The following is a 17,181-nucleotide window of genomic DNA, read 5'->3' as shown; positions in this document are numbered from 1 at the left end:
CCATAGCGATTTCCCATGCCCCCTATCGGTTACGCCACAGGGTAAACGAAGCCTTCCGGCGGGCGTCATGGTGCTGTCAGCCTTTTCGCCGATACTCACACGACATAAGGACGGCCCATACGGCGGCAGAAAAGGATCCCATGTCGACCACGCAGCTGAAGGCCTTTCACATCGTCGCGCAATCGGGCGGCTTTTCGCAGGCCGCGCGGGACATGGCGATCAGCCAGTCCACCCTTTCGGCCCATGTGCGGGAGCTGGAGGCTACCAGCGGCGTCAACCTTCTGGAAAGAAAACCGCGGGGGGTGAGCCTCAGCCCGCAGGGCGAACGTCTGTTCGAGATAACCGCGCGCCTGTTTCAGGCCGAAAACGAGGCGAAGGCTTTCCTGCGCGGCGATACGGGTTCCGCGGGCGGGCATCTGCGTGTTGCAGCGGATGGTCCCGTGCTGCCGCTGCCGATCCTTTCGCGGCTGAAGGCCGAGCGGCCGCAGCTTACCTTTTCCCTTTCAGTCGACAATTCGGCGCGGGTGATGGAACAGATCATCGATTATCGCGCCGATGTCGCCATTACCGCCCGCGCACCGGATGATCCGCGCCTCTATGGCGTCAAATTTCTCAGCATGCGGCTTGGCTTGTGCGTGCCCGTCTCTCACCCGCTGGCTGAGCGGGAGAGCGTCTTCATGGCCGAGTTGGAAGGCCTATCCTTCGTCATGCGCGAGCGGGGATCGCGCACCCGTGAAATCTTCGAAAACAACCTTGCCGATCACGGCATTTCCATCCAGCGGGTGATCGAAATCTCCTCCCGCGAGGGCGTGCGGGAGGCCATCGCCAACGGGGTGGGATGCGGCGTGGTGGCCGATCTGGAATTTGGCCACGATGCACGCCTTTCCTTTGTGCCGCTTTGCGACGCCAACGAACTCATCGACGAATATGCAATCTGCCTTGCCGAGAGACGCCATCTGCCGTTGGTGCGTAGCTTCATCGAAGAAGCCGGCCGGGCCTGATTGCGGCCCGATCACGGCTTCCTCAACCGGCCACCCCAATATTCAAAAAACGTTCCGATGCACATCCGACATCGCACGCCTCAGGTCGTCCACCGCAGAGGCTGTCGGGCCTGGTTGGTCGTTCAGTGCCGGCGGCATTTTCCAGCCGGGGTCGATGCCTTCCATATTGGGCAATTCATGGGCGATGCCCTTGTGGCAATCGATACAGGTGGCCTTGCCCGTCAGCAGATATCTGGAATGGATATCGGCGGCGCGCTGCGTCTGTTTGGTAAAATCCATGGCGGCGGAAGAATGGCAGTTGCGGCATTCCAGGCTGTCATTGGCCTTCAGGCGCGACCATTCGTGCTGGGCAAGCTCCAGCCGCTTGTCGAGGAACTTCTTGCGCGTATCGATGGTGCCGAAAATCTTGCCCCAGACCTCCTTGGAGGCCTGCATCTTGCGGGCGATCTTGTCCGTCCATTCATGCGGCACATGGCAATCCGGACAGGAGGCGCGCACGCCGGAACGGTTGGAGAAATGCACCGTCCGGGTCAGTTCCTCATAAACATTCGCCCGCATCTCGTGGCAGGAAATGCAGAAGGCTTCCTTGTTGGTCATTTCAAGCGCGGTATTGAAGGCGCCCCAGAACATGACCCCGCCGACAAAACCGCCAAGCGTCAGGAAAGCGAGGCTAAGCGTGCCCGCCGGTGTCGTAAGGACCGCCCAGAGCCAGACGAGAAGTTTTTTCACTCGGGCGATCATCATTCGCTACCCGCCGGTTTGACGCCCATTTCACTCATGTCCTGAAACGTGTTGGGCACGAGCGGCCGCGTATCGGCCTGCGGCACATGGCAGGCTGTGCAGAAATAACGGCGCGGCGAAACATCCGCCAGCATCTGGCCTTCGCGCGTCATGTAATGCGTCACGCTGATCATCGGCGCGCCGGAATCCTGCGTGAATTCGCGCTTGTGACAGGAGAGACAGCGGTTGGCATTGACCGAAAGCTGGTAGCCGTCGATCGAATGCGGAATGACCGGCGGCTGTTCCGGATAGGCGCGCATGCGCCTGAAGTCGTCGATCACCCATTTCGGCAGGGGTTTGGCGGGCTCGGTGCGCATGGCGTCGCCGCGCGGGCCGGACAATTCCGGCACCATCTGCGCAACGGCGCCCGTCGCCACCGCGACCACCAGAAGCGTGGCGACCATCCATCCGTGTTTCCTGATCATGCGACTGGCTCTATCTTGACTGCGCATTTCTTGAAATCCGTCTGCTTGGAGATGGGATCGGTTGCGTCGAGCGTCACCTTGTTGATGAGCTGGCTCGCATCGAACCAGGGAACGAAGATGACACCAGGCGGCATGCGGTTGCGGCCGCGCGTTTCCACGCGGGAGCGGATTTCCCCGCGGCGCGAGACGATGCGGATTTCCGCGCCCTGATTGAGCCCGCGCTTGCGCGCATCATCGGCATTCATGAAACAGCGGGCGCCGGGGAAAGCCTTGTAGAGTTCCGGCACGCGCATGGTCATGGAACCGGAATGCCAGTGCTCCAGCACGCGGCCCGTCACCAGCCAGGTATCGAATTCGTCGTCGGGGGATTCGGCCGGCGGCTCATAGGGCACGGCGATGATGACCGCCTTGCCGTCCTTGTTGCCGTAGAATTTCACGCCCTCGCCGGGTTTGACATAGGGGTCGTAGCCCTCGCGGTAACGCCACAGCGTTTCCTTGCCGTCCACCACAGGCCAGCGCATGCCGCGCACCTCGTGATAGGCATCGTAGGGCGCCAGATCATGGCCGTGGCCGCGCCCGAAGGCGGCATATTCCTCGAAGAGGCCCTTCTGCAGATAGAAACCGAAATCCCTGGATTCCTGGTTCTGGTAATCCGCGTTGATCTCGCTCAGCGGGAATTTGCCGACATCGCTGTCCTTGAAGAGAACCTCATAAAGCGTCTTGCCGCGATAGGCGGGATTGGCGTCGAGTATCTCCGCCGGCCACACTTCATCGGTGGTGAAGCGCTTGGAAAATTCCACCAGCTGCCAGAGATCGGAACGCGCCTCACCCGAGGCCTCGACCAGCTGGTGCCAGACATGGGTGCGCCGCTCGGCATTGCCATAGGCGCCTTCCTTCTCCACCCACATGGCGGCGGGCAGAATGAGGTCGGCGCTCATGGCGGTGATGGTCGGATAGGCATCCGAGACCACGATGAAGTTTTCGGGATTGCGATAGCCCTGATACGTCTCGTTCTTGGTATTCGGACCGGCCTGAACGTTGTTATTGACCTGCACCCAGTAGAAATTCAGCTTGCCGTCATGCAGCATGCGGTCCTGCTGCACGGCGTGATAACCCGGCTTTTCCGGGATAATGCCGTGCGGGATGCGCCAGATTTCCTCGGCATGTTTGCGGTGTTCGGGGTTGGTCACCGTCATGTCGGCCGGCAGGCGATGGGCGAAGGTTCCGACCTCACGCGCCGTGCCGCAGGCCGAGGGCTGGCCGGTGAGCGAAAACGGGCTGTTGCCCGGCTCGGAAATCTTTCCCGTCAGCAAATGAATGTTATAGACCATCTGGTTGGCCCAGACACCGCGGACATGCTGGTTGAACCCCATGGTCCAGAGCGACATGACCTTGCGTTTCGGGTCGGCATAAAGCTCGGCCAGTTCTTCCAGAAAACCGGCTTCCACGCCGGTCATGGCCGCGGTTTTTTCCAGCGTGTATTCGGACACGAAAGCCTTGAAGGTCTCGAAATCGATCGCTTCTGTCTTGGTCGGATCAGCGGAATTGGCGGCATTCACCTCAACCGGATTATCGGGGCGCAGGCCGTAACCGATATCGGTGACGCCGCGCACGAATTTCGTGTGGTTCTTCACGAAATCCTCGTTGACGCGCCCGGTCTTGATGATGTGGTTGGCGATGTAATTGAGGATGACGAGATCCGTACCCGGCTTGAAGACCATCGGGATATCGGCCAGATCCATGCTGCGATGGGTGAAGGTCGAAAGCACCGCCACCTTCACATGGTTGAAACCCAGCCGCCGATCGGCGATGCGGGTCCACAGGATGGGATGCATCTCCGCCATGTTCGAGCCCCAGAGCACGAAGGCATCGGCATGTTCGAAATCATCGTAACAGCCCATCGGCTCATCCATGCCGAAGGTGCGCATGAAGGCATAGGCAGCAGACGCCATGCAATGGCGGGCATTGGGATCGAGATTGTTGGAGCGGAAGCCGGCGCGCATCAGCTTGGTCGCGGCATAACCCTCGAAGATCGTCCATTGGCCGGAACCGAACATGCCCACAGCCGTCGGTCCCTTTTCCTTCAGCACCCGCTTGCACTGCGCGGCCATCACGTCGAAGGCCTCGTCCCAGCTTACCGGCTCGAACTCGCCATCCTTGACGTAGACGCCGTTCTTCTTGCGCAGCAACGGGGTCTGCAGGCGGTCCTTGCCATACATGATCTTGGACAGGAAATAGCCCTTGATGCAGTTGAGGCCACGATTGACCTCCGCCTGCATGTCGCCATGGGTGGCGACGACCTTGCCTTCCTTGACGCCGACCATGACGCCACAACCCGTGCCGCAGAAACGACAGGGCGCCTTCGACCATTTGATCTGCAAGGCGGAAACGCCGCCCGGCACCGGCTGCGCGGCCGCCGGAAGCGCAATGCCCGCCGTTGCCGCCGCAATGCCGGCGGCATGCGCCTTCAATAGATCACGCCGCGTCAGTTCGCTGCTCATCGCCGCCTGTCTCCTCTGTATCGACGTGTTCGAAAACCATGTTGGCGGCAATCACACCGTCGAGTGTCGAAATATAAGTGAGCGTATCGCCCAGCATGCTGGTGCTCGTGCCATCGATGACGATGACGATCTTGCCGTTGCCCTCGCCATGAACCTCGACATTGTCGAGCGTTAAAAGCGTTGCGAGCACGGCGTCGCGCATCTGCGGCATCACCGCCACCACGGCGCTTGAAACATGATACCGCCCTGTATTTTCAGGCATATTGCATCTCCGTGGCTGTTTCCTTGATCTCGATCACACCGGCCGGGCAGACGGAAACGCAGGCCCCGCAGCCGGTGCAGGCTTGTTCGATAAGTTCAGGCACGAAGGGACCGCCGCGGCGCGGGCGAAACCGGATGGCCTCGGTCGGGCAGGCATCGCGGCAGGCCTGGCAATCAATATTGCCGAAGGCGAGACAGCCTTTACCGATCGCCATGACATGATAGAAGCGTTGGGCAGCAGGGGCGGAAAACACCGGCTCCGGACAGGCTTCGGCGCATTTGCCGCAAAAGGTGCATTCCCCGACGGAGAAATCCACCGAAGGCAAACCGCCCACCATGGTAATGATGCCGGGAGGACAGGCTTCGACACATTTTGCGCAACCGCTACAAGCGGTGAGGTCGCTCAACGCGACCCCGGGGGGACAGATGCGTGGCCTATGTTTTTGCCCGCCGCGCAGCAAATCGCGCCGGCTGAGGGAGGCTTCCATCATCATGGCGCCCTCAATGACCGGGCGGCCCCGGAGGGCCGTAAATGATCTGGAACATCCAGACGATAAAGCCATAAGCCCCGACAAATCCGACCGCCAGAACGGGCCAAATTCCAAAGGCCAGAACGGCGAAGGTCACAAGTTCCCTCGTCCGGCCAGGCTTTTCATCTGTGTGTTGAGGCGCGACTATTTTAGGCATATTCGCGTTTCCTATTCGTTTCGAGTCATCATCGGCTAAAAGACGGAAATATTCAACTATTTGATTTTATTGATTATCTATTAGAACTAACATTCATCAAGACCGCTCGCCTAAGTCACTGATTTCGCATTGTGCTTTTGCTGAAAAAATAAACAGTCGACGTAAATGGGTTGAACGCCCGACCGTCGGAGCTGCCGGAAGCTCTCATCCGCAGGCTCCCTTATCGTCCATGCCCGGCGCGCGCATGAAAGGGAGAAAACTCTGCAGCCAGGCGCCGAAACTCGCCGCCCAGAGCATTGCACTGAGGCCGTGGTGATAGGGTGACAGGATCGCGGCGAAATCGAACTCAGGCAGGATGCGGATCAGTCCGGCCGCCGCCATCAGGGCAGCCGACGCATGGGCCTGCCATGGCAGAGACGCCAGATTGCGGCCCGTGTGCCGGAGCCCGGCGATGATGAAAACCGCCATGACAGCGCATCCAAGCGCCCCGACCGACAGGAGATGCAGCCCTGCGGCGGGCGTAACGGAAAAACCGAGCCGTGTCGCCCCGAGCGCCAGAAATCCCGCGCCGGCAAAGGCATTGCCAAGCCCGAGCAGCAGCACCTCGGTCCTGAAGACCGCACGCCCGATAAACCATTCGGCCAGCCGGTCGAAAAACGCCGCACCGGCCGCAAGCGCTAGCCAGGCGCAGACATCGCTTTGCGGAAAGGCGAGCCTCGCCGCCATATAAATCGTCACCATGGCGCCCGCCATGTGCTGGCGGCCGGGATGCGGCCGGTAAGGCGTGGTCTCCCCGCTTGGATCGAGCGCCAGATTGATGACGACCACATTGATGCGGGCTGCCGAGAGCGAAAACAGCACGATGAAGATGCACAGTGCCACTTCCAGACAGCGGGATGCGAATGCGAGATCGCTGGCCCACCAGCCATAACGCACACCCGCTTCCGTCGCCGCGAAAAGAAGAAGCCAGATGAGAAATGTCAGGTGCTTCACCGTGCGCCGCGCCAGCATTGCCCTGCCGATGAGGGCGGAGAGCGCCAGCAGAAAAGCCATATCGAAAAAGCCGGCCAGCAGGCTCCACGCATCAGCCCCCAAGACACCGATGATGCGGCCCGGCAGCCAGAGGCAGGCAAGATGGACCAGCGTTCTTCCCTGCGCCGGTTTCGTATCCGTCCATTCCGGCACCGCCGACCCGAGGAAACCCGCAAGCGCCATGCCATAGGTGCCAAAAATCATCTCATGGGCGTGCCATTGCGAGGCAGGCACGGCATCGGCCAAAGACAGGCCATAACCACCGATAACCACCCACGACAACGGCCAGACCGCGCCGTGCAGGGCGGCCAGTGGAAAAAACAGCCGCAGGGCTTCGGAAAGGATCGGCGGCGGCCTCATCTGACCCGCTCCCTCGCCGAAAACAGTTCGGCAAAGGCCGGGCTCTCGGCCAGGCGTTCCGCTTCATCGAACACCGCCCGCGCCATGCGCCCGCCCGGCGAGCCGGAAGGCTTGTGAGCGGCAACCACGCGGCCATCCATGCCTGAAAGCACGATCAGCCTGTCGGCCACCATCAGCGCTTCATGAAGATCATGGGTGACAAGAAGGGTGGAGAAACCGCGCCTGCGGGCGGTACCCACCAGAAGCTCCTGCAAATGGCGTCGCAGGCCGACATCGACGGCGCTGAAAGGTTCGTCCAGAAACAGCATGTCCGGCTCCACCGCCAGCGCCCGCGCCACACCGGCGCGCTGGCGCATGCCGCCGGAAAGCTCGACCGGATATTTGTCGAAATCCGCTTCTTCCAGCCCAACTTCGAGCGCAAAACACCCAGCCCTTTCACGGCGTTCCCGTTTCGGCATGCCGGTGGCCGCAAGGCCGTAGGCGATATTGTCGATCAGCGTCATCCATGGCAGCAGCCGCGGTTCCTGAAAGACCAGACCCTGCCGGCGATATCGACGATGCACGCGGCCGCGAACGGGATCGATGATGCCAGCCGCGATCTGCAGGATCGTCGTCTTGCCGCTGCCGGAAGGGCCAAGCAGCGCCACGGTTTCCCCCGGCGCTATGCTCAGGTCGAAATTCTCGAACAGGCTGCGACCTAAAAAGGCGTGGCCGACATGTTCGAAACGCAGGTTGGAATGATCGCTCATCGTTTGACACCCCATGGCAGCCCGGCGGCGCGCCAGCGTTCCAGCGCTTCGCGCAGCAGATGCAGCAGGCCGTAATCGGTGAGCAGCGCCAGCGCGACGGTGATGGTGAGCCAGGCGCTGACCTGCGCAACGTCGAACAGCGCGCGTGCGGTGGCCAGTTCGCCGCCAATGCCGCCGGAATTCGACAGAAGCTCGGCCATGACAGTGACTTTCCACGCACTGCCGGCCGTCGTGGTCCAGGCGGGAAAGAGATAGGAAAGCAAATGCGGCATGGTGACGGTGCGCAACCGGTAAAACCATGGAGCACCGAAGGCCTGCGCCATCACCTCCAGCTGACGATCCCGCTTGGCGACACCTTCCAATGCACCGGCAAAGGAAACGGGAGCCGATGCGATGACAACGGTCATGACGGCAGTGCCGCCGGAGGAACCGAACCAGATCAGCGCCAGCACGATCCAGCCTATGGGCGGAACGCCGAGCAGGACGGTGACAACAGGCTTCATCAGCCGCATGGCCGCGAAGGAATAGCCTGCCAGCACGCCGGCGACGGTGCCCATTCCCGCCGCAATGGCGAAACCGGTCAGGGCCCTGACGGCGCTCTGCGAGAGAATCGCGAGGAAATCCGGCCTCGCCGCAAGCACTCCGATAGCCGCGAAGGTCTCACCCGGCGAAGGCAGGATGAAGGAGCCATAAATTTCATGCCCGGCCTGCCAGGCGGCGAGAAAGCAGAAAATACCCGAAAGCCCTGCCCAGCCCGCCCAGAGATAGCGGCCCATCCAGCCAAGACTTTCGAGAATGCGGTTCATGCCTGCTACACCAGATAAAACCCGTCATCCGGCCGCCGACCGCCGATGATCGCGGGGTCGGCCTTGGCGAGTTCATCGTAAAACGCCTCAAGATCGGTACGCGCAGCACTCGCCTTCAGCGCACATAGATGGCTAGTCGGGAAGGAGGCAGCGATGATGTCAGGCGGAAAGCCCAGGGCTTCGGCGACGGCATCGGCCGCCGTCTTCGGATCGGCGATGGCGCTGGCGAGCGCCGCCTCCATGCCCGCCTGCAGCGCCTCTATGCCGGACTTGCCGAGCTTTTGCTGAACCTGCGACGTCAAGGCGAGGCCGGCCTGCGGGATTTCAGCCTTGCCGGCCACCTTCGCCCATTCCTGCTGGATATCGATGGTGCGGTGGACGGTCATGAAAAACGACTTCGCCTTGATCAGCACAGCGGTTGCGGCCGGTTCGCTGAGCAGCGCCGCATCCACCCTGCCCGTCAGCAGCAATTGCACGGCTTCCGGCGGCGAGGCGGCATATTCCAGCTTGATGTCGCCGGGCTTCAAGCCGTTTTCGGCAACAAGCCGGCGCAGCACGAAATCGGGCATATCGTTCTTGAACGGCAGGGCAAGCGTCTTGCCGGATAGGCTTTTAAGCGAGGTCAGCGTCTCGTCTTTCGAAACGATATAGAGCAGACCCGTGGTCAGCACGTTGAGCAGCCCGAGGCCGAGGCCGCGATTATGGAGATTGGCGGCGCCATAACTCGGCATCACCACCGCCCCCATGGAGCCGGAGGCAACGGCCGCGCGCATTTCATCCGGCGTTTTCCAGGCCTTGAAGACGGCCTCACGCGCAACGTCCTTCAGGAACCCGCCCTTTATCGCATGGGCCAGCACGGCGGACGGCGCAGCGGGAGGCCCGTAAAAGGTGAGCGGTGTCTCCGCTTTCAGAATATGCGGTGCGGCAAGCGTCGCCACCGTGAAACCGGAAAGGGCCGAAAGAGCCTGACGACGGGTGAGATGATGGGCCATGGTCCTGATCCTTGTTCGCGCCGGAAGCGCCCCGATGCCGCACAACCGGCCTTGCGGCCCGGAGCGTCACCAACCCGGAAATGACATTTTGCAAGCGGGTGCTCTTTGCGCAGGATCAAACAGCACCGGAAGCAAGGGGCTATTTGCATGTTTTAAGAGACCGGGCCTCTCGCAGAATGCGCGATCCCTCCTGCGCGGCGGCGGCGATATCGAGAAACATCAATCTCGCCGTTTCGACGACGCCTTCATCGACCGTGTCGTCCTCGGCAAAATCTGACAGCATATCGGTCAGAAGCCCGATCTTGCGCCGCTCCTCGCGGGCGGCGGCAAGGAGCTTGACGACATTGCGCTGGCGCTCGAAATCCTCAAGCTCGCGCAGCGCGTCGTGCACCCTGTCGCGGCAGCCGCAATCGAGCGCGCTTTGCAAAACCACGTTACGCACGAGATGGATCGCCGCCGCGATATCCGCCCCGCCCGGCGCTGCTGCGGACAACGTTTGTTCACTTTGCCCGTTCGTCGTCATGCATTCACCCCATGCGCCGTGTTGCGGGCGCGGGCGATCCAGGCCGCCCCTTCCTGCCCGTGGTGAAAACCATTGGAAAAAGGCACGTCCGGATAGATTTGGCTGAGACGGGCAAGACCATCTTCCGCACCCCGCCTGCCGGTCAGAACATCGTCATGGATCTGCGCCACCGCCACCATGTCGCAATCCTGCGGCGAGAGGCGGAAGCGGGCGATGCCGGCAGCGGCCAGATCCTGAAGTTCGCCAAGCAGCGACTGGCAGGTGTGCGACACCGTCTGCACCCCGTTCAGCGCCAGAAATGATTGCCGGTCAAGCGTGCGGACCGGCAATCCATCCGGATCGTCGCCACAGACGAACTGGCAATTATCCTTGATATTGCCCTTGGCGCGGGCATGGGCGCAACGCGCCGAAATGGCGAGCGGCAGGCGGCCGAAGGCGAAGATTTCGAAGTCCACATCAGGCGTCTCCGCCACGATGCGCTCCACCGAGATCATCGGCAGTTCCGGCGGCAGGCAGATGGCGCTTGCCCCGCGCGAGGACAGCAGCCGCGCGGTGGCTGCATTATAAACATTCACCATCGGCCCGACGACGTGCGGCGCGCCATGCAGCATGCCAAGGGCGGAAAGGTCATTCGCCTCGACGGAATAGGGACTATCGGCGATCAAGCCGCGCAGCTGGCGGCTTTCCCGTTCCAGCGTCACCAGTGAAAGCGTCGAAAGGATCACCTGTTTTCCGGCGCACTCCAGCCGCTCGATCACCTCTGCCAGATGCGGCTCGGTGAAATGAAACCGTTTGGAACAGACGGTCTCGCCGAGATAGACATGGCTGACGGGCGCTTCATCGGCGATGCGGAAATAGAAATCTCGCCATTTCTCGCCCTGCCAGAGATAAAGGACCGGGCCGAGCGCCAGAGTGGTCGTTACAGGTTTTGCCATCGCCTTCATCTCCAGCGTTTCTCGTAAGCGCCAACGGTGGTGCGCTGGCCTTCGCTTAAGAGCCGCAGGCGTGAGAGCAGCCTGCCGCGTTCTTCGGCACCGGCGGAAAGCGCCCGGTGCAGGGTGGAAACCACTTCCGCCACATAGGCCTTGCCGCGCTGGCGACCCTCGATCTTCAGCGCGCTAACCCCTGCGTCGCGCAGGGAATCGATCTGGTCCATCACGTCAAGCGACACCGGATCCTCGAAGGCATAGGACTTGTCGTCAGCGATCTCGAAACGGCCCTTGCACAGCGTGGGGTAACCCGCCGCCTCCCCCGCCGGAAAGCGGTTGATAGTGTAATCACCGAGTTCTGACACCAGCTCCTGCCCATCCTGCCGGTAATGCACATGGCTTGCCGGCGAGCAGACGCCGTTCATGTTGGGTGATTTGCCTGTGGCGTAGGACGAAAGCGAACACCGTCCCTCCGCCATGACGCAGAGACCACCGAACACGAAGATTTCGATTTCGCAGCGGATTTGCCGCGCCAGCCGGGCGATGTCAGGAATCGTCAGGGTGCGCGGCAGCACCACCCGTTTTGCGCCGAAAGCATCGACGAGAAAATTGACCGCATCGGCATTGGAGGCGGAGGCCTGTACCGAGACGTGGATGCGCTGCTGCGGATGGTTTTCCGCCACATGCGCCATCAGGCCGAAATCGGCGAGGATAAGCGCGTCAGCCCCCGCCTTCACGGCGTCGGTCGCGCCGCGATACCAGATATCCTCATTACCTGCGCGCATGAAGGTGTTGAGCGCCACAAAGGTCTGGACACCGCGTTTCTTCGCGTAAGTGATGGCGTCGGCCAGCTCTTCGCGGGAAAAATTGAGGCCGGGGAAATTGCGAGCATTGGTTTCATCACGAAAGCCGCAATAGACGGCGTCCGCCCCGGCATCCACGGCCTCACGAAAGGCGGCGGGCGTTCCCGCAGGACAGATCAGTTCCATGCCTGCTCTCCCCGCGTTTCGGACAGAACGTGGCCGCGCAGACGGTTCGCGACACGCGTTACCACCGGCGCGAAAGGCCCGGCAAATGCACCGAGGTCGCGCGGCAGATCGATGCCGCTGTCATCAAGCGCATTGCGCAGCGCCAGCATCGCCTCCATGTCGCCGGTGACGCTGAGATCACGCGAAAAGAACAGCGCATCGGCATCCTGCCGCCCCTCCATCAGCGCAAGCAGCATGAAAAGCGGTCCCTCGACCGCCGCGTCCGTCTTGGGCAGGCGGCCCTTTCGGCTGACGGTGATGGCAGGACTTGCGGGTTCGACCATGAAGGCGAAGGGGAGATCGACAGGCAGAAAAGCGTAGCGCTTGTTGCGATGTTCGCCGAGCCGGACGAACATATCCGGGTGCCGCTTCATGATCTGCGCCAGCATCGCCGCCGTCGCTCGCTGCACCACGGCAATCGGCAGAAATTTCAAGGGGGTGGCGATGGCGGCGGGAAAAGGTCTCATGAAGGTTCCTGTCGGCTCTGTTGCGGGCGGCAACCTAACCGCGGCGCACGGATGGCGGTTTGAGCGAACGCAAAGACAGGGTGATTTTCCGGCGTGAAACGATGAAAAGCGCTATAGATCACGGACTTGTCAAGCGAAGGAGGCCGCCCATGTCCGATATAAGGGTCAAACGGATTTACGAACCCGCCAGCGAGGATGACGGCACGCGCGTTCTGGTGGACCGGCTCTGGCCGCGCGGCATGCGCAAGGAAGATGCAAAACTGTCGCTATGGCTGAAGGCGATCGCGCCCAGCAACGAATTGCGAAAGAACTTCTCCCATATGCCATCGCGCTTTGCCGAATTTACCCGGCATTATCATGAGGAACTGGCGGCCAGTCCCGATGCCGTGGCCCAGATGAAGGAGCTGATGGCGAAAGGCCGGGTCACACTGCTTTATGCCGCCCACGATACCGAACACAACCACGCCCTCGTTCTCGCCGACTATCTTCGTTCGCGCTGAACCCGCATTTGCGGCAGCGCAAGGACATGCCCCACTGCCACCGGCAAACAGGCGGCATGAAAGACGAGCGCACAGACAAAGAGACAGAAACGAAACCCTTCCGCGCCGCCGATCTGCGCGGTTTCGTCCGGTTGCTGGAAGAGCGTGGGCAGCTGCGGCGAATCCGCCAACCGGTCTCGCTGGTGCACGAGATCACCGAAATCCACCGCCGCGTACTCGCCGAGGGCGGGCCGGCGCTGCTGTTCGAGCAACCCGTCGACCACGAGGGCAAGGTGCGGGAGATGCCGCTGCTTGCCAATCTGTTCGGCACGCGTCAACGCATCGAATGGGGACTCGGGCTGGAAACGGGCGGCCTGCCCACGCTTGGACAGAAGCTGGCAGAATTACGAGAACCGCGGCCGCCGAAAACCATGGCAGAGGCCTGGAGCAAGCTGCCTTTGCTCCGGGCGGCGCTTTCCATGCGGCCACGCAACGTCTCCCGCGCGCCGGTGCAGGAAAGGGTGCTGACGGGTGATGCAATCGATCTTGCCCGCCTGCCGGTGCAATGGTGCTGGCCGGGCGAACCGGCCCCGCTCATCACCTGGCCGCTGGTCATCACCCGTTCGCCTGATGATCCCGACGATATCAATGTCGGCATCTACCGCATGCAGGTGTTGGGACCCGAAAGGGTGATCATGCGCTGGCTGGCTCATCGTGGCGGGGCACATCACCACCGGCTGTGGCAGGCGCGCGGGCTGGATATGCCCGTTACCGTCGCCATCGGCACTGATCCCGCCACCATTCTCGCCGCCGTCATGCCGCTTCCCGACCATATCAGCGAGCTTGGCTTCTCCGGCCTGCTGCGCGGCTCGAAAAGCCGCATCGCAAAAGCTTTAACCGTGCCGATGCCGGTGCCGGCCAATGCCGAAATCGTGCTGGAGGGCACCGTTTCGGCAAAGGAAACGGCACTCGAAGGCCCCTATGGCGACCATACCGGCTATTATAATTCGGTCGAATCCTTCCCGGTCATGACGCTGTCGGCAATCACCATGCGCCGCGATCCGATCTATCTTTCCACCTATACCGGCCGGCCGCCGGACGAACCCTCGGTTCTCGGTGAAGCCATGCTCGAGATTTTCCTGCCACTCGTGAAAAAGCAGTTTGCGGAAATCGTCGATCTGTGGTTGCCGCCGGAGGCCTGTTCCTACCGCGTCATGGTCGCCTCCATCGACAAGCGTTATCCCGGCCAGGCAAAGCGGGTGATGATGGGCCTCTGGTCGATGCTGCCGCAGTTCAGTTATGTGAAGCTCATCATTCTGGTCGATCCCGATATTGATGTGCGTAACTGGGCGGACGTCGTCTGGGCGCTCTCAACCCGTTTCGACGCCTCGCGCGATACAACGATCATCGATGACACGCCGATTGATTATCTCGACTTCGCCTCGCCGAAAGCCGGGCTCGGCGGCAAGATGGGGCTGGATGCCACCCGCAAGCTACCGCCGGAGACGGAGCGCGAATGGGGCCGCGTGCTATCCATGACGCCTGACGTGATCGCGAAAGTCGATCTGATGTGGCGCGATCTCGGCCTTGGAGAACGGCCATGACCCCGTGCCGCGTCGTGGTCGGCGTCACCGGCGCCTCGGGTGCCGGCATAGCCCTGCGCATCGTTGAACGCCTCGCCGGGATGAAAAGCGTCGAAATCCATCTCGTCCTTTCGCAATCGGCCAGACGCACCCTGCTGCATGAGGAAGGTGCACAAGCCATAGGGCGGATGTCGTCGCTCGCCAGTGTCAATCACACCGTCGATGACATCGGCGCGGCAATTGCCAGCGGCTCTTTCCCGACAGCCGGCATGATCGTTGCGCCCTGCTCCATGCGCACACTTGCGGCCATTGCAACCGGCCTTTCGGACAATCTTCTCACCCGCGCCGCCGATGTGCATCTGAAGGAGCGCCGGAAGCTGATCCTGATGACACGCGAGACGCCGCTGCATCTCATCCATCTGCGCAACATGTGCGCGGTAACGGAAGCGGGCGCCATCGTCATGCCGCCGGTGCCTGCCTTTTACAACAGACCGCAAAGCGTCGCCGATATTGTCGACCAGATGGCCGCTCGCGCCATTGATCAGCTCGGTATCGCTTCCGCGCCGCAGGCTACTATATGGCAGCCACATGTTGTGAAAGCGCCCTGAGCGATCAGAGATAGGCCATAGGGTCCGCGCCGAAGAGCGCAGCATGGCCACCGGCCAGCAGCCACCAGATCGTCAACGCCGTCAGCGCCGCAGCAAGCAGCATCGGCCCGTCCACGGCGAGGCGCGTTTTGCCGGAGAGGATTGCTGCGAAGGGAACCGTTGCGCTGCCGGCAGCCGTCGCGCTCCACGCATCGCCCAGTCTTTTCCGGGCGCGTTTTTCGGTCATGGCCATTCCGCCGAGAGAAAACAGCGCAAAGCCGCCGAAGAGAATAACGGAGCGCAGGTCGCCATTCGGCACGACATGCCCCAGCGACCAGAACAGAAAACCGATAAGCACCGGATGGCGCGTGATGCGCACGATTGCGCCCGGTCTCTGCCCCTGCCGTACGGAAATGGAGAGAGGATTGACGCTGAAGAGGCCTGCCAGTACGAAAAACAGACCAAGCGGTGCTGCCAGAAACGTGACATGCGCCTGCCAGGGCGCGACATCCCAGAGCGGAATGTAATCGACGGACAACGCGGCATAAAAAACCCAGGCCAGCGTCAGAAGCGAGACCACGGAATAGGCGCCGAAATAAGCGGGCCTGCCGATGGCCGCAATCAGCCGGCCGCGCACGGCCGGCACGGCGGGAATGGAATGCAGCGCCACGAAAAGCGAAAGAGCGGCGACAAGTTCAAGCATGCGACTGTCTTCTCATTGGTTCAGGAACAGCACCGACGCAATCGCCACGGAGGCAAGCACGGCGGAAACCGCGCCCATGCGCTGTAATACTCCCATACGGTACAACAGTACCGCAAAGCCAATGATAACAGGGGTTGCGACAATCAGCCCGACCTGCGCGTCGTTCATGGGAAGCTCCATTTTCCAGAGTTGCGCTTTGTCAGGACAATAGGACTTTGCGCGCTCCCTTCTTTGACCGACCGCAAAGAAGCGGGGTTTGAGGACGCCTAAGCGTGGCTTGCTGTTTTACAATTACGGACAAGGCCATGGCGATCAATACGGAAGAGGAAAGCGGAAATCTGCTCCTGTGGATTCTGGTCTGGAGCGAACTTGCTGCCTTCGGCGCGCTGATCGGGGCGTTCATCATCGCCTTCGCACTCAATCCCGAGGGATTTGCCGCCGCACGCCAGCATCTGCAGCCGCAGCTTGCCGGTCTCAATACGCTGATATTGCTGGCAAGCGGCTGGCAGGCGGCCGTTGCGGCCAGCCGCTACACCGCGCTGCCGGGCAAAAGGCGGGCGCTTGTCCTTGCCGGCCTTCTGGGCTTCGCTTTCGTTGGTGTGAAGCTCTATGAATATTCCACCGAAATCGCCTTCGCCTCCGATCCCGCCTATGGCGCATTCTTTGAGCTTTATTTCCTGCTCACCGGCTTCCACCTGCTGCATGTCGTCTTCGTGGCGATCCTGCTGTTCATCGTGGCCTGCTGGCCGAAAAACGAGAACATCACGCTGGTGACGACGCTGTGGCATGTCATCGATCTGGTCTGGATCGTCATCTTTCCCGTCGTTTATCTGGTTTGACATCATGATCCATCGCACCTCCCGCCAGCTTGCAAGAAGCTTCGCAGCACTCGCCATTCTCGTTCTTGCCGGCACGGCCGTCGTCATATCGTGGAAGGCGGCGTTTCTGCCGCCGGTCGCAGCCGCCTGCCTGATGCTGCTTTTCGCGCTCATGAAATCCAGACGCGTCATCGACGACTTTCTGGGCTTTCGGAAAGAGCGCGGCCTGCTGCGCGCCGCCCTTCTGGCATGGCCCGCCATCTTCGCCGCCGCAGCCCTTTTGCGGGCATTCGTCCAGGGCATTTTGTCACTCTGAAAAGGCCGGTGGCACCACCTCTCCCGTTGTTTGCCAAAAGGCAAAGAACACCCGCGGCCAACGGCTAGAAAGGGTTCAGGCCCCACCGCATTCCGCCAGCCAGCTGGCAAATCCCGGCATGAGGGTTCGATCAAGCCAGTCCGCATAAGCGGTC

The 17,181-nt window shown here is 61.5% G+C and carries 22 protein-coding genes; 6 read left to right on the top strand and 16 right to left on the bottom strand.

Annotated elements, in window-relative coordinates:
- Positions 1-140 precede the first annotated feature (140 nt).
- On the top strand, positions 141-1,001 hold the full coding sequence (locus tag CFB10_RS14920) for a LysR substrate-binding domain-containing protein (protein ID WP_020010334.1): 861 nt from the start codon (positions 141-143) through the stop codon (positions 999-1,001).
- A 42-nt stretch (positions 1,002-1,043) separates the two neighbouring features.
- Here the strand turns inward: CFB10_RS14920 and CFB10_RS14915 are convergent, their stop codons facing one another.
- The 14 genes from CFB10_RS14915 to CFB10_RS14850 all read right to left on the bottom strand — a co-directional run bounded on the left by CFB10_RS14915 (position 1,044) and on the right by CFB10_RS14850 (position 12,541).
- Complete coding sequence (locus tag CFB10_RS14915) at positions 1,044-1,739, bottom strand: cytochrome c3 family protein (protein ID WP_026363641.1); 696 nt, start codon at positions 1,737-1,739, stop codon at positions 1,044-1,046.
- Between the two features lie 2 nt (positions 1,740-1,741).
- Complete coding sequence (locus CFB10_RS14910) at positions 1,742-2,233, bottom strand: nitrate reductase cytochrome c-type subunit (RefSeq protein ID WP_080814697.1); 492 nt, start codon at positions 2,231-2,233, stop codon at positions 1,742-1,744.
- A complete protein-coding gene (gene napA, locus CFB10_RS14905) occupies positions 2,203-4,707 on the bottom strand; it encodes a periplasmic nitrate reductase subunit alpha (protein WP_020010331.1) in 2,505 nt (834 codons plus the stop codon). The genes CFB10_RS14910 and napA overlap by 31 nt, the downstream gene beginning before the upstream one ends.
- Positions 4,682-4,969: a chaperone NapD gene (locus tag CFB10_RS14900; RefSeq protein ID WP_020010330.1), complete on the bottom strand. Its 288-nt coding sequence runs from the start codon at positions 4,967-4,969 to the stop codon at positions 4,682-4,684. Before CFB10_RS14900 ends, napA begins: the two co-directional genes overlap by 26 nt.
- Positions 4,962-5,462: a ferredoxin-type protein NapF gene (locus CFB10_RS14895; RefSeq protein WP_026363640.1), complete on the bottom strand. Its 501-nt coding sequence runs from the start codon at positions 5,460-5,462 to the stop codon at positions 4,962-4,964. The genes CFB10_RS14900 and CFB10_RS14895 overlap by 8 nt, the downstream gene beginning before the upstream one ends.
- A 7-nt stretch (positions 5,463-5,469) precedes the next feature.
- A complete protein-coding gene (gene napE / locus CFB10_RS14890) occupies positions 5,470-5,655 on the bottom strand; it encodes a periplasmic nitrate reductase, NapE protein (RefSeq protein WP_003504689.1) in 186 nt (61 codons plus the stop codon).
- A 204-nt stretch (positions 5,656-5,859) separates the two neighbouring features.
- A complete protein-coding gene (locus CFB10_RS14885) occupies positions 5,860-7,047 on the bottom strand; it encodes an NnrS family protein (protein WP_020010327.1) in 1,188 nt (395 codons plus the stop codon).
- Positions 7,044-7,796 (bottom strand): ATP-binding cassette domain-containing protein, encoded by a 753-nt coding sequence (locus CFB10_RS14880; RefSeq protein WP_020010326.1) that lies wholly within the window; start codon positions 7,794-7,796, stop codon positions 7,044-7,046. The genes CFB10_RS14885 and CFB10_RS14880 overlap by 4 nt, the downstream gene beginning before the upstream one ends.
- Complete coding sequence (locus CFB10_RS14875; protein ID WP_020010325.1) at positions 7,793-8,602, bottom strand: ABC transporter permease; 810 nt, start codon at positions 8,600-8,602, stop codon at positions 7,793-7,795. Before CFB10_RS14875 ends, CFB10_RS14880 begins: the two co-directional genes overlap by 4 nt.
- Positions 8,603-8,607: 5 nt before the next feature.
- Positions 8,608-9,594: an ABC transporter substrate-binding protein gene (locus tag CFB10_RS14870; protein ID WP_020010324.1), complete on the bottom strand. Its 987-nt coding sequence runs from the start codon at positions 9,592-9,594 to the stop codon at positions 8,608-8,610.
- A 139-nt stretch (positions 9,595-9,733) separates the two neighbouring features.
- A complete protein-coding gene (locus CFB10_RS14865; protein ID WP_020010323.1) occupies positions 9,734-10,117 on the bottom strand; it encodes a hypothetical protein in 384 nt (127 codons plus the stop codon).
- Positions 10,114-11,052: a U32 family peptidase gene (locus tag CFB10_RS14860; protein ID WP_026363639.1), complete on the bottom strand. Its 939-nt coding sequence runs from the start codon at positions 11,050-11,052 to the stop codon at positions 10,114-10,116. The genes CFB10_RS14865 and CFB10_RS14860 overlap by 4 nt, the downstream gene beginning before the upstream one ends.
- Positions 11,053-11,057: 5 nt before the next feature.
- Entirely contained in the window at positions 11,058-12,035 is a 978-nt protein-coding gene (locus CFB10_RS14855) for a peptidase U32 family protein (RefSeq protein WP_020010321.1), read from the bottom strand.
- Positions 12,026-12,541, bottom strand: a complete 516-nt coding sequence (locus tag CFB10_RS14850) for an SCP2 domain-containing protein (RefSeq protein ID WP_020010320.1) — start codon at positions 12,539-12,541, stop codon at positions 12,026-12,028. The genes CFB10_RS14855 and CFB10_RS14850 overlap by 10 nt, the downstream gene beginning before the upstream one ends.
- 149 nt (positions 12,542-12,690) lie before the next feature.
- On the opposite strand from CFB10_RS14850, the gene CFB10_RS14845 reads away from it, so the two are divergent.
- From CFB10_RS14845 to CFB10_RS14835, 3 genes are read left to right on the top strand one after another with little or no spacing between them, the layout of a single operon-like run.
- Positions 12,691-13,041 carry a DUF488 domain-containing protein gene (locus CFB10_RS14845; protein ID WP_020010319.1) on the top strand — a complete coding sequence of 117 codons (351 nt, stop codon included), beginning with the start codon at positions 12,691-12,693 and terminating at the stop codon, positions 13,039-13,041.
- A gap of 56 nt (positions 13,042-13,097) precedes the next feature.
- Positions 13,098-14,624, top strand: coding sequence for a UbiD family decarboxylase (locus CFB10_RS14840; RefSeq protein ID WP_020010318.1), 1,527 nt, complete (start codon positions 13,098-13,100; stop codon positions 14,622-14,624).
- Complete coding sequence (locus tag CFB10_RS14835; protein ID WP_020010317.1) at positions 14,621-15,211, top strand: UbiX family flavin prenyltransferase; 591 nt, start codon at positions 14,621-14,623, stop codon at positions 15,209-15,211. Before CFB10_RS14840 ends, CFB10_RS14835 begins: the two co-directional genes overlap by 4 nt.
- 4 nt (positions 15,212-15,215) lie before the next feature.
- On the opposite strand, the gene CFB10_RS14830 is transcribed toward CFB10_RS14835, so the two are convergent.
- Positions 15,216-15,893 carry an NnrU family protein gene (locus CFB10_RS14830; RefSeq protein ID WP_020010316.1) on the bottom strand — a complete coding sequence of 226 codons (678 nt, stop codon included), beginning with the start codon at positions 15,891-15,893 and terminating at the stop codon, positions 15,216-15,218.
- 12 nt (positions 15,894-15,905) lie between these two features.
- On the bottom strand, positions 15,906-16,061 hold the full coding sequence (locus CFB10_RS14825) for a hypothetical protein (RefSeq protein WP_003504656.1): 156 nt from the start codon (positions 16,059-16,061) through the stop codon (positions 15,906-15,908).
- Between the two features lie 137 nt (positions 16,062-16,198).
- Here CFB10_RS14825 and CFB10_RS14820 point away from each other — a divergent pair, with 137 nt between their 5' ends.
- Together CFB10_RS14820 and CFB10_RS14815 are read left to right on the top strand one after the other, a co-directional pair.
- Positions 16,199-16,732 carry a cytochrome c oxidase subunit 3 gene (locus CFB10_RS14820; RefSeq protein ID WP_020010314.1) on the top strand — a complete coding sequence of 178 codons (534 nt, stop codon included), beginning with the start codon at positions 16,199-16,201 and terminating at the stop codon, positions 16,730-16,732.
- Positions 16,733-16,736: 4 nt separating this feature from the next.
- Positions 16,737-17,027: a hypothetical protein gene (locus CFB10_RS14815; RefSeq protein WP_020010313.1), complete on the top strand. Its 291-nt coding sequence runs from the start codon at positions 16,737-16,739 to the stop codon at positions 17,025-17,027.
- Positions 17,028-17,181 lie beyond the last annotated feature (154 nt).

The sequence above is a fragment of the Agrobacterium sp. 719_389 genome, assembly GCF_900188475.1.
Classification (GTDB): Bacteria; Pseudomonadota; Alphaproteobacteria; order Rhizobiales; family Rhizobiaceae; genus Agrobacterium; species Agrobacterium radiobacter.
Note: the sequence above shows the minus strand (reverse complement) of the source record. Positions and strands in the feature narration are given on the sequence as shown.

Bases quoted from the DNA above. Each gene is read 5' to 3' on its own strand.
- CFB10_RS14920 (WP_020010334.1), top strand. From the start codon at position 141: ATGTCGACCACGCAGCTGAAGGCCTTTCACATCGTCGCGCAATCGGGC.
- CFB10_RS14910 (WP_080814697.1), bottom strand. From the start codon at position 2,233: ATGCGCAGTCAAGATAGAGCCAGTCGCATGATCAGGAAACACGGATGG.
- napA (WP_020010331.1), bottom strand. From the start codon at position 4,707: ATGAGCAGCGAACTGACGCGGCGTGATCTATTGAAGGCGCATGCCGCC.
- CFB10_RS14900 (WP_020010330.1), bottom strand. From the start codon at position 4,969: ATGCCTGAAAATACAGGGCGGTATCATGTTTCAAGCGCCGTGGTGGCG.
- CFB10_RS14895 (WP_026363640.1), bottom strand. From the start codon at position 5,462: ATGATGATGGAAGCCTCCCTCAGCCGGCGCGATTTGCTGCGCGGCGGG.
- napE (WP_003504689.1), bottom strand. From the start codon at position 5,655: ATGCCTAAAATAGTCGCGCCTCAACACACAGATGAAAAGCCTGGCCGG.
- CFB10_RS14885 (WP_020010327.1), bottom strand. From the start codon at position 7,047: ATGAGGCCGCCGCCGATCCTTTCCGAAGCCCTGCGGCTGTTTTTTCCA.
- CFB10_RS14880 (WP_020010326.1), bottom strand. From the start codon at position 7,796: ATGAGCGATCATTCCAACCTGCGTTTCGAACATGTCGGCCACGCCTTT.
- CFB10_RS14875 (WP_020010325.1), bottom strand. From the start codon at position 8,602: ATGAACCGCATTCTCGAAAGTCTTGGCTGGATGGGCCGCTATCTCTGG.
- CFB10_RS14870 (WP_020010324.1), bottom strand. From the start codon at position 9,594: ATGGCCCATCATCTCACCCGTCGTCAGGCTCTTTCGGCCCTTTCCGGT.
- CFB10_RS14865 (WP_020010323.1), bottom strand. From the start codon at position 10,117: ATGACGACGAACGGGCAAAGTGAACAAACGTTGTCCGCAGCAGCGCCG.
- CFB10_RS14860 (WP_026363639.1), bottom strand. From the start codon at position 11,052: ATGGCAAAACCTGTAACGACCACTCTGGCGCTCGGCCCGGTCCTTTAT.
- CFB10_RS14855 (WP_020010321.1), bottom strand. From the start codon at position 12,035: ATGGAACTGATCTGTCCTGCGGGAACGCCCGCCGCCTTTCGTGAGGCC.
- CFB10_RS14850 (WP_020010320.1), bottom strand. From the start codon at position 12,541: ATGAGACCTTTTCCCGCCGCCATCGCCACCCCCTTGAAATTTCTGCCG.
- CFB10_RS14845 (WP_020010319.1), top strand. From the start codon at position 12,691: ATGTCCGATATAAGGGTCAAACGGATTTACGAACCCGCCAGCGAGGAT.
- CFB10_RS14840 (WP_020010318.1), top strand. From the start codon at position 13,098: ATGAAAGACGAGCGCACAGACAAAGAGACAGAAACGAAACCCTTCCGC.
- CFB10_RS14835 (WP_020010317.1), top strand. From the start codon at position 14,621: ATGACCCCGTGCCGCGTCGTGGTCGGCGTCACCGGCGCCTCGGGTGCC.
- CFB10_RS14830 (WP_020010316.1), bottom strand. From the start codon at position 15,893: ATGCTTGAACTTGTCGCCGCTCTTTCGCTTTTCGTGGCGCTGCATTCC.
- CFB10_RS14825 (WP_003504656.1), bottom strand. From the start codon at position 16,061: ATGAACGACGCGCAGGTCGGGCTGATTGTCGCAACCCCTGTTATCATT.
- CFB10_RS14820 (WP_020010314.1), top strand. From the start codon at position 16,199: ATGGCGATCAATACGGAAGAGGAAAGCGGAAATCTGCTCCTGTGGATT.
- CFB10_RS14815 (WP_020010313.1), top strand. From the start codon at position 16,737: ATGATCCATCGCACCTCCCGCCAGCTTGCAAGAAGCTTCGCAGCACTC.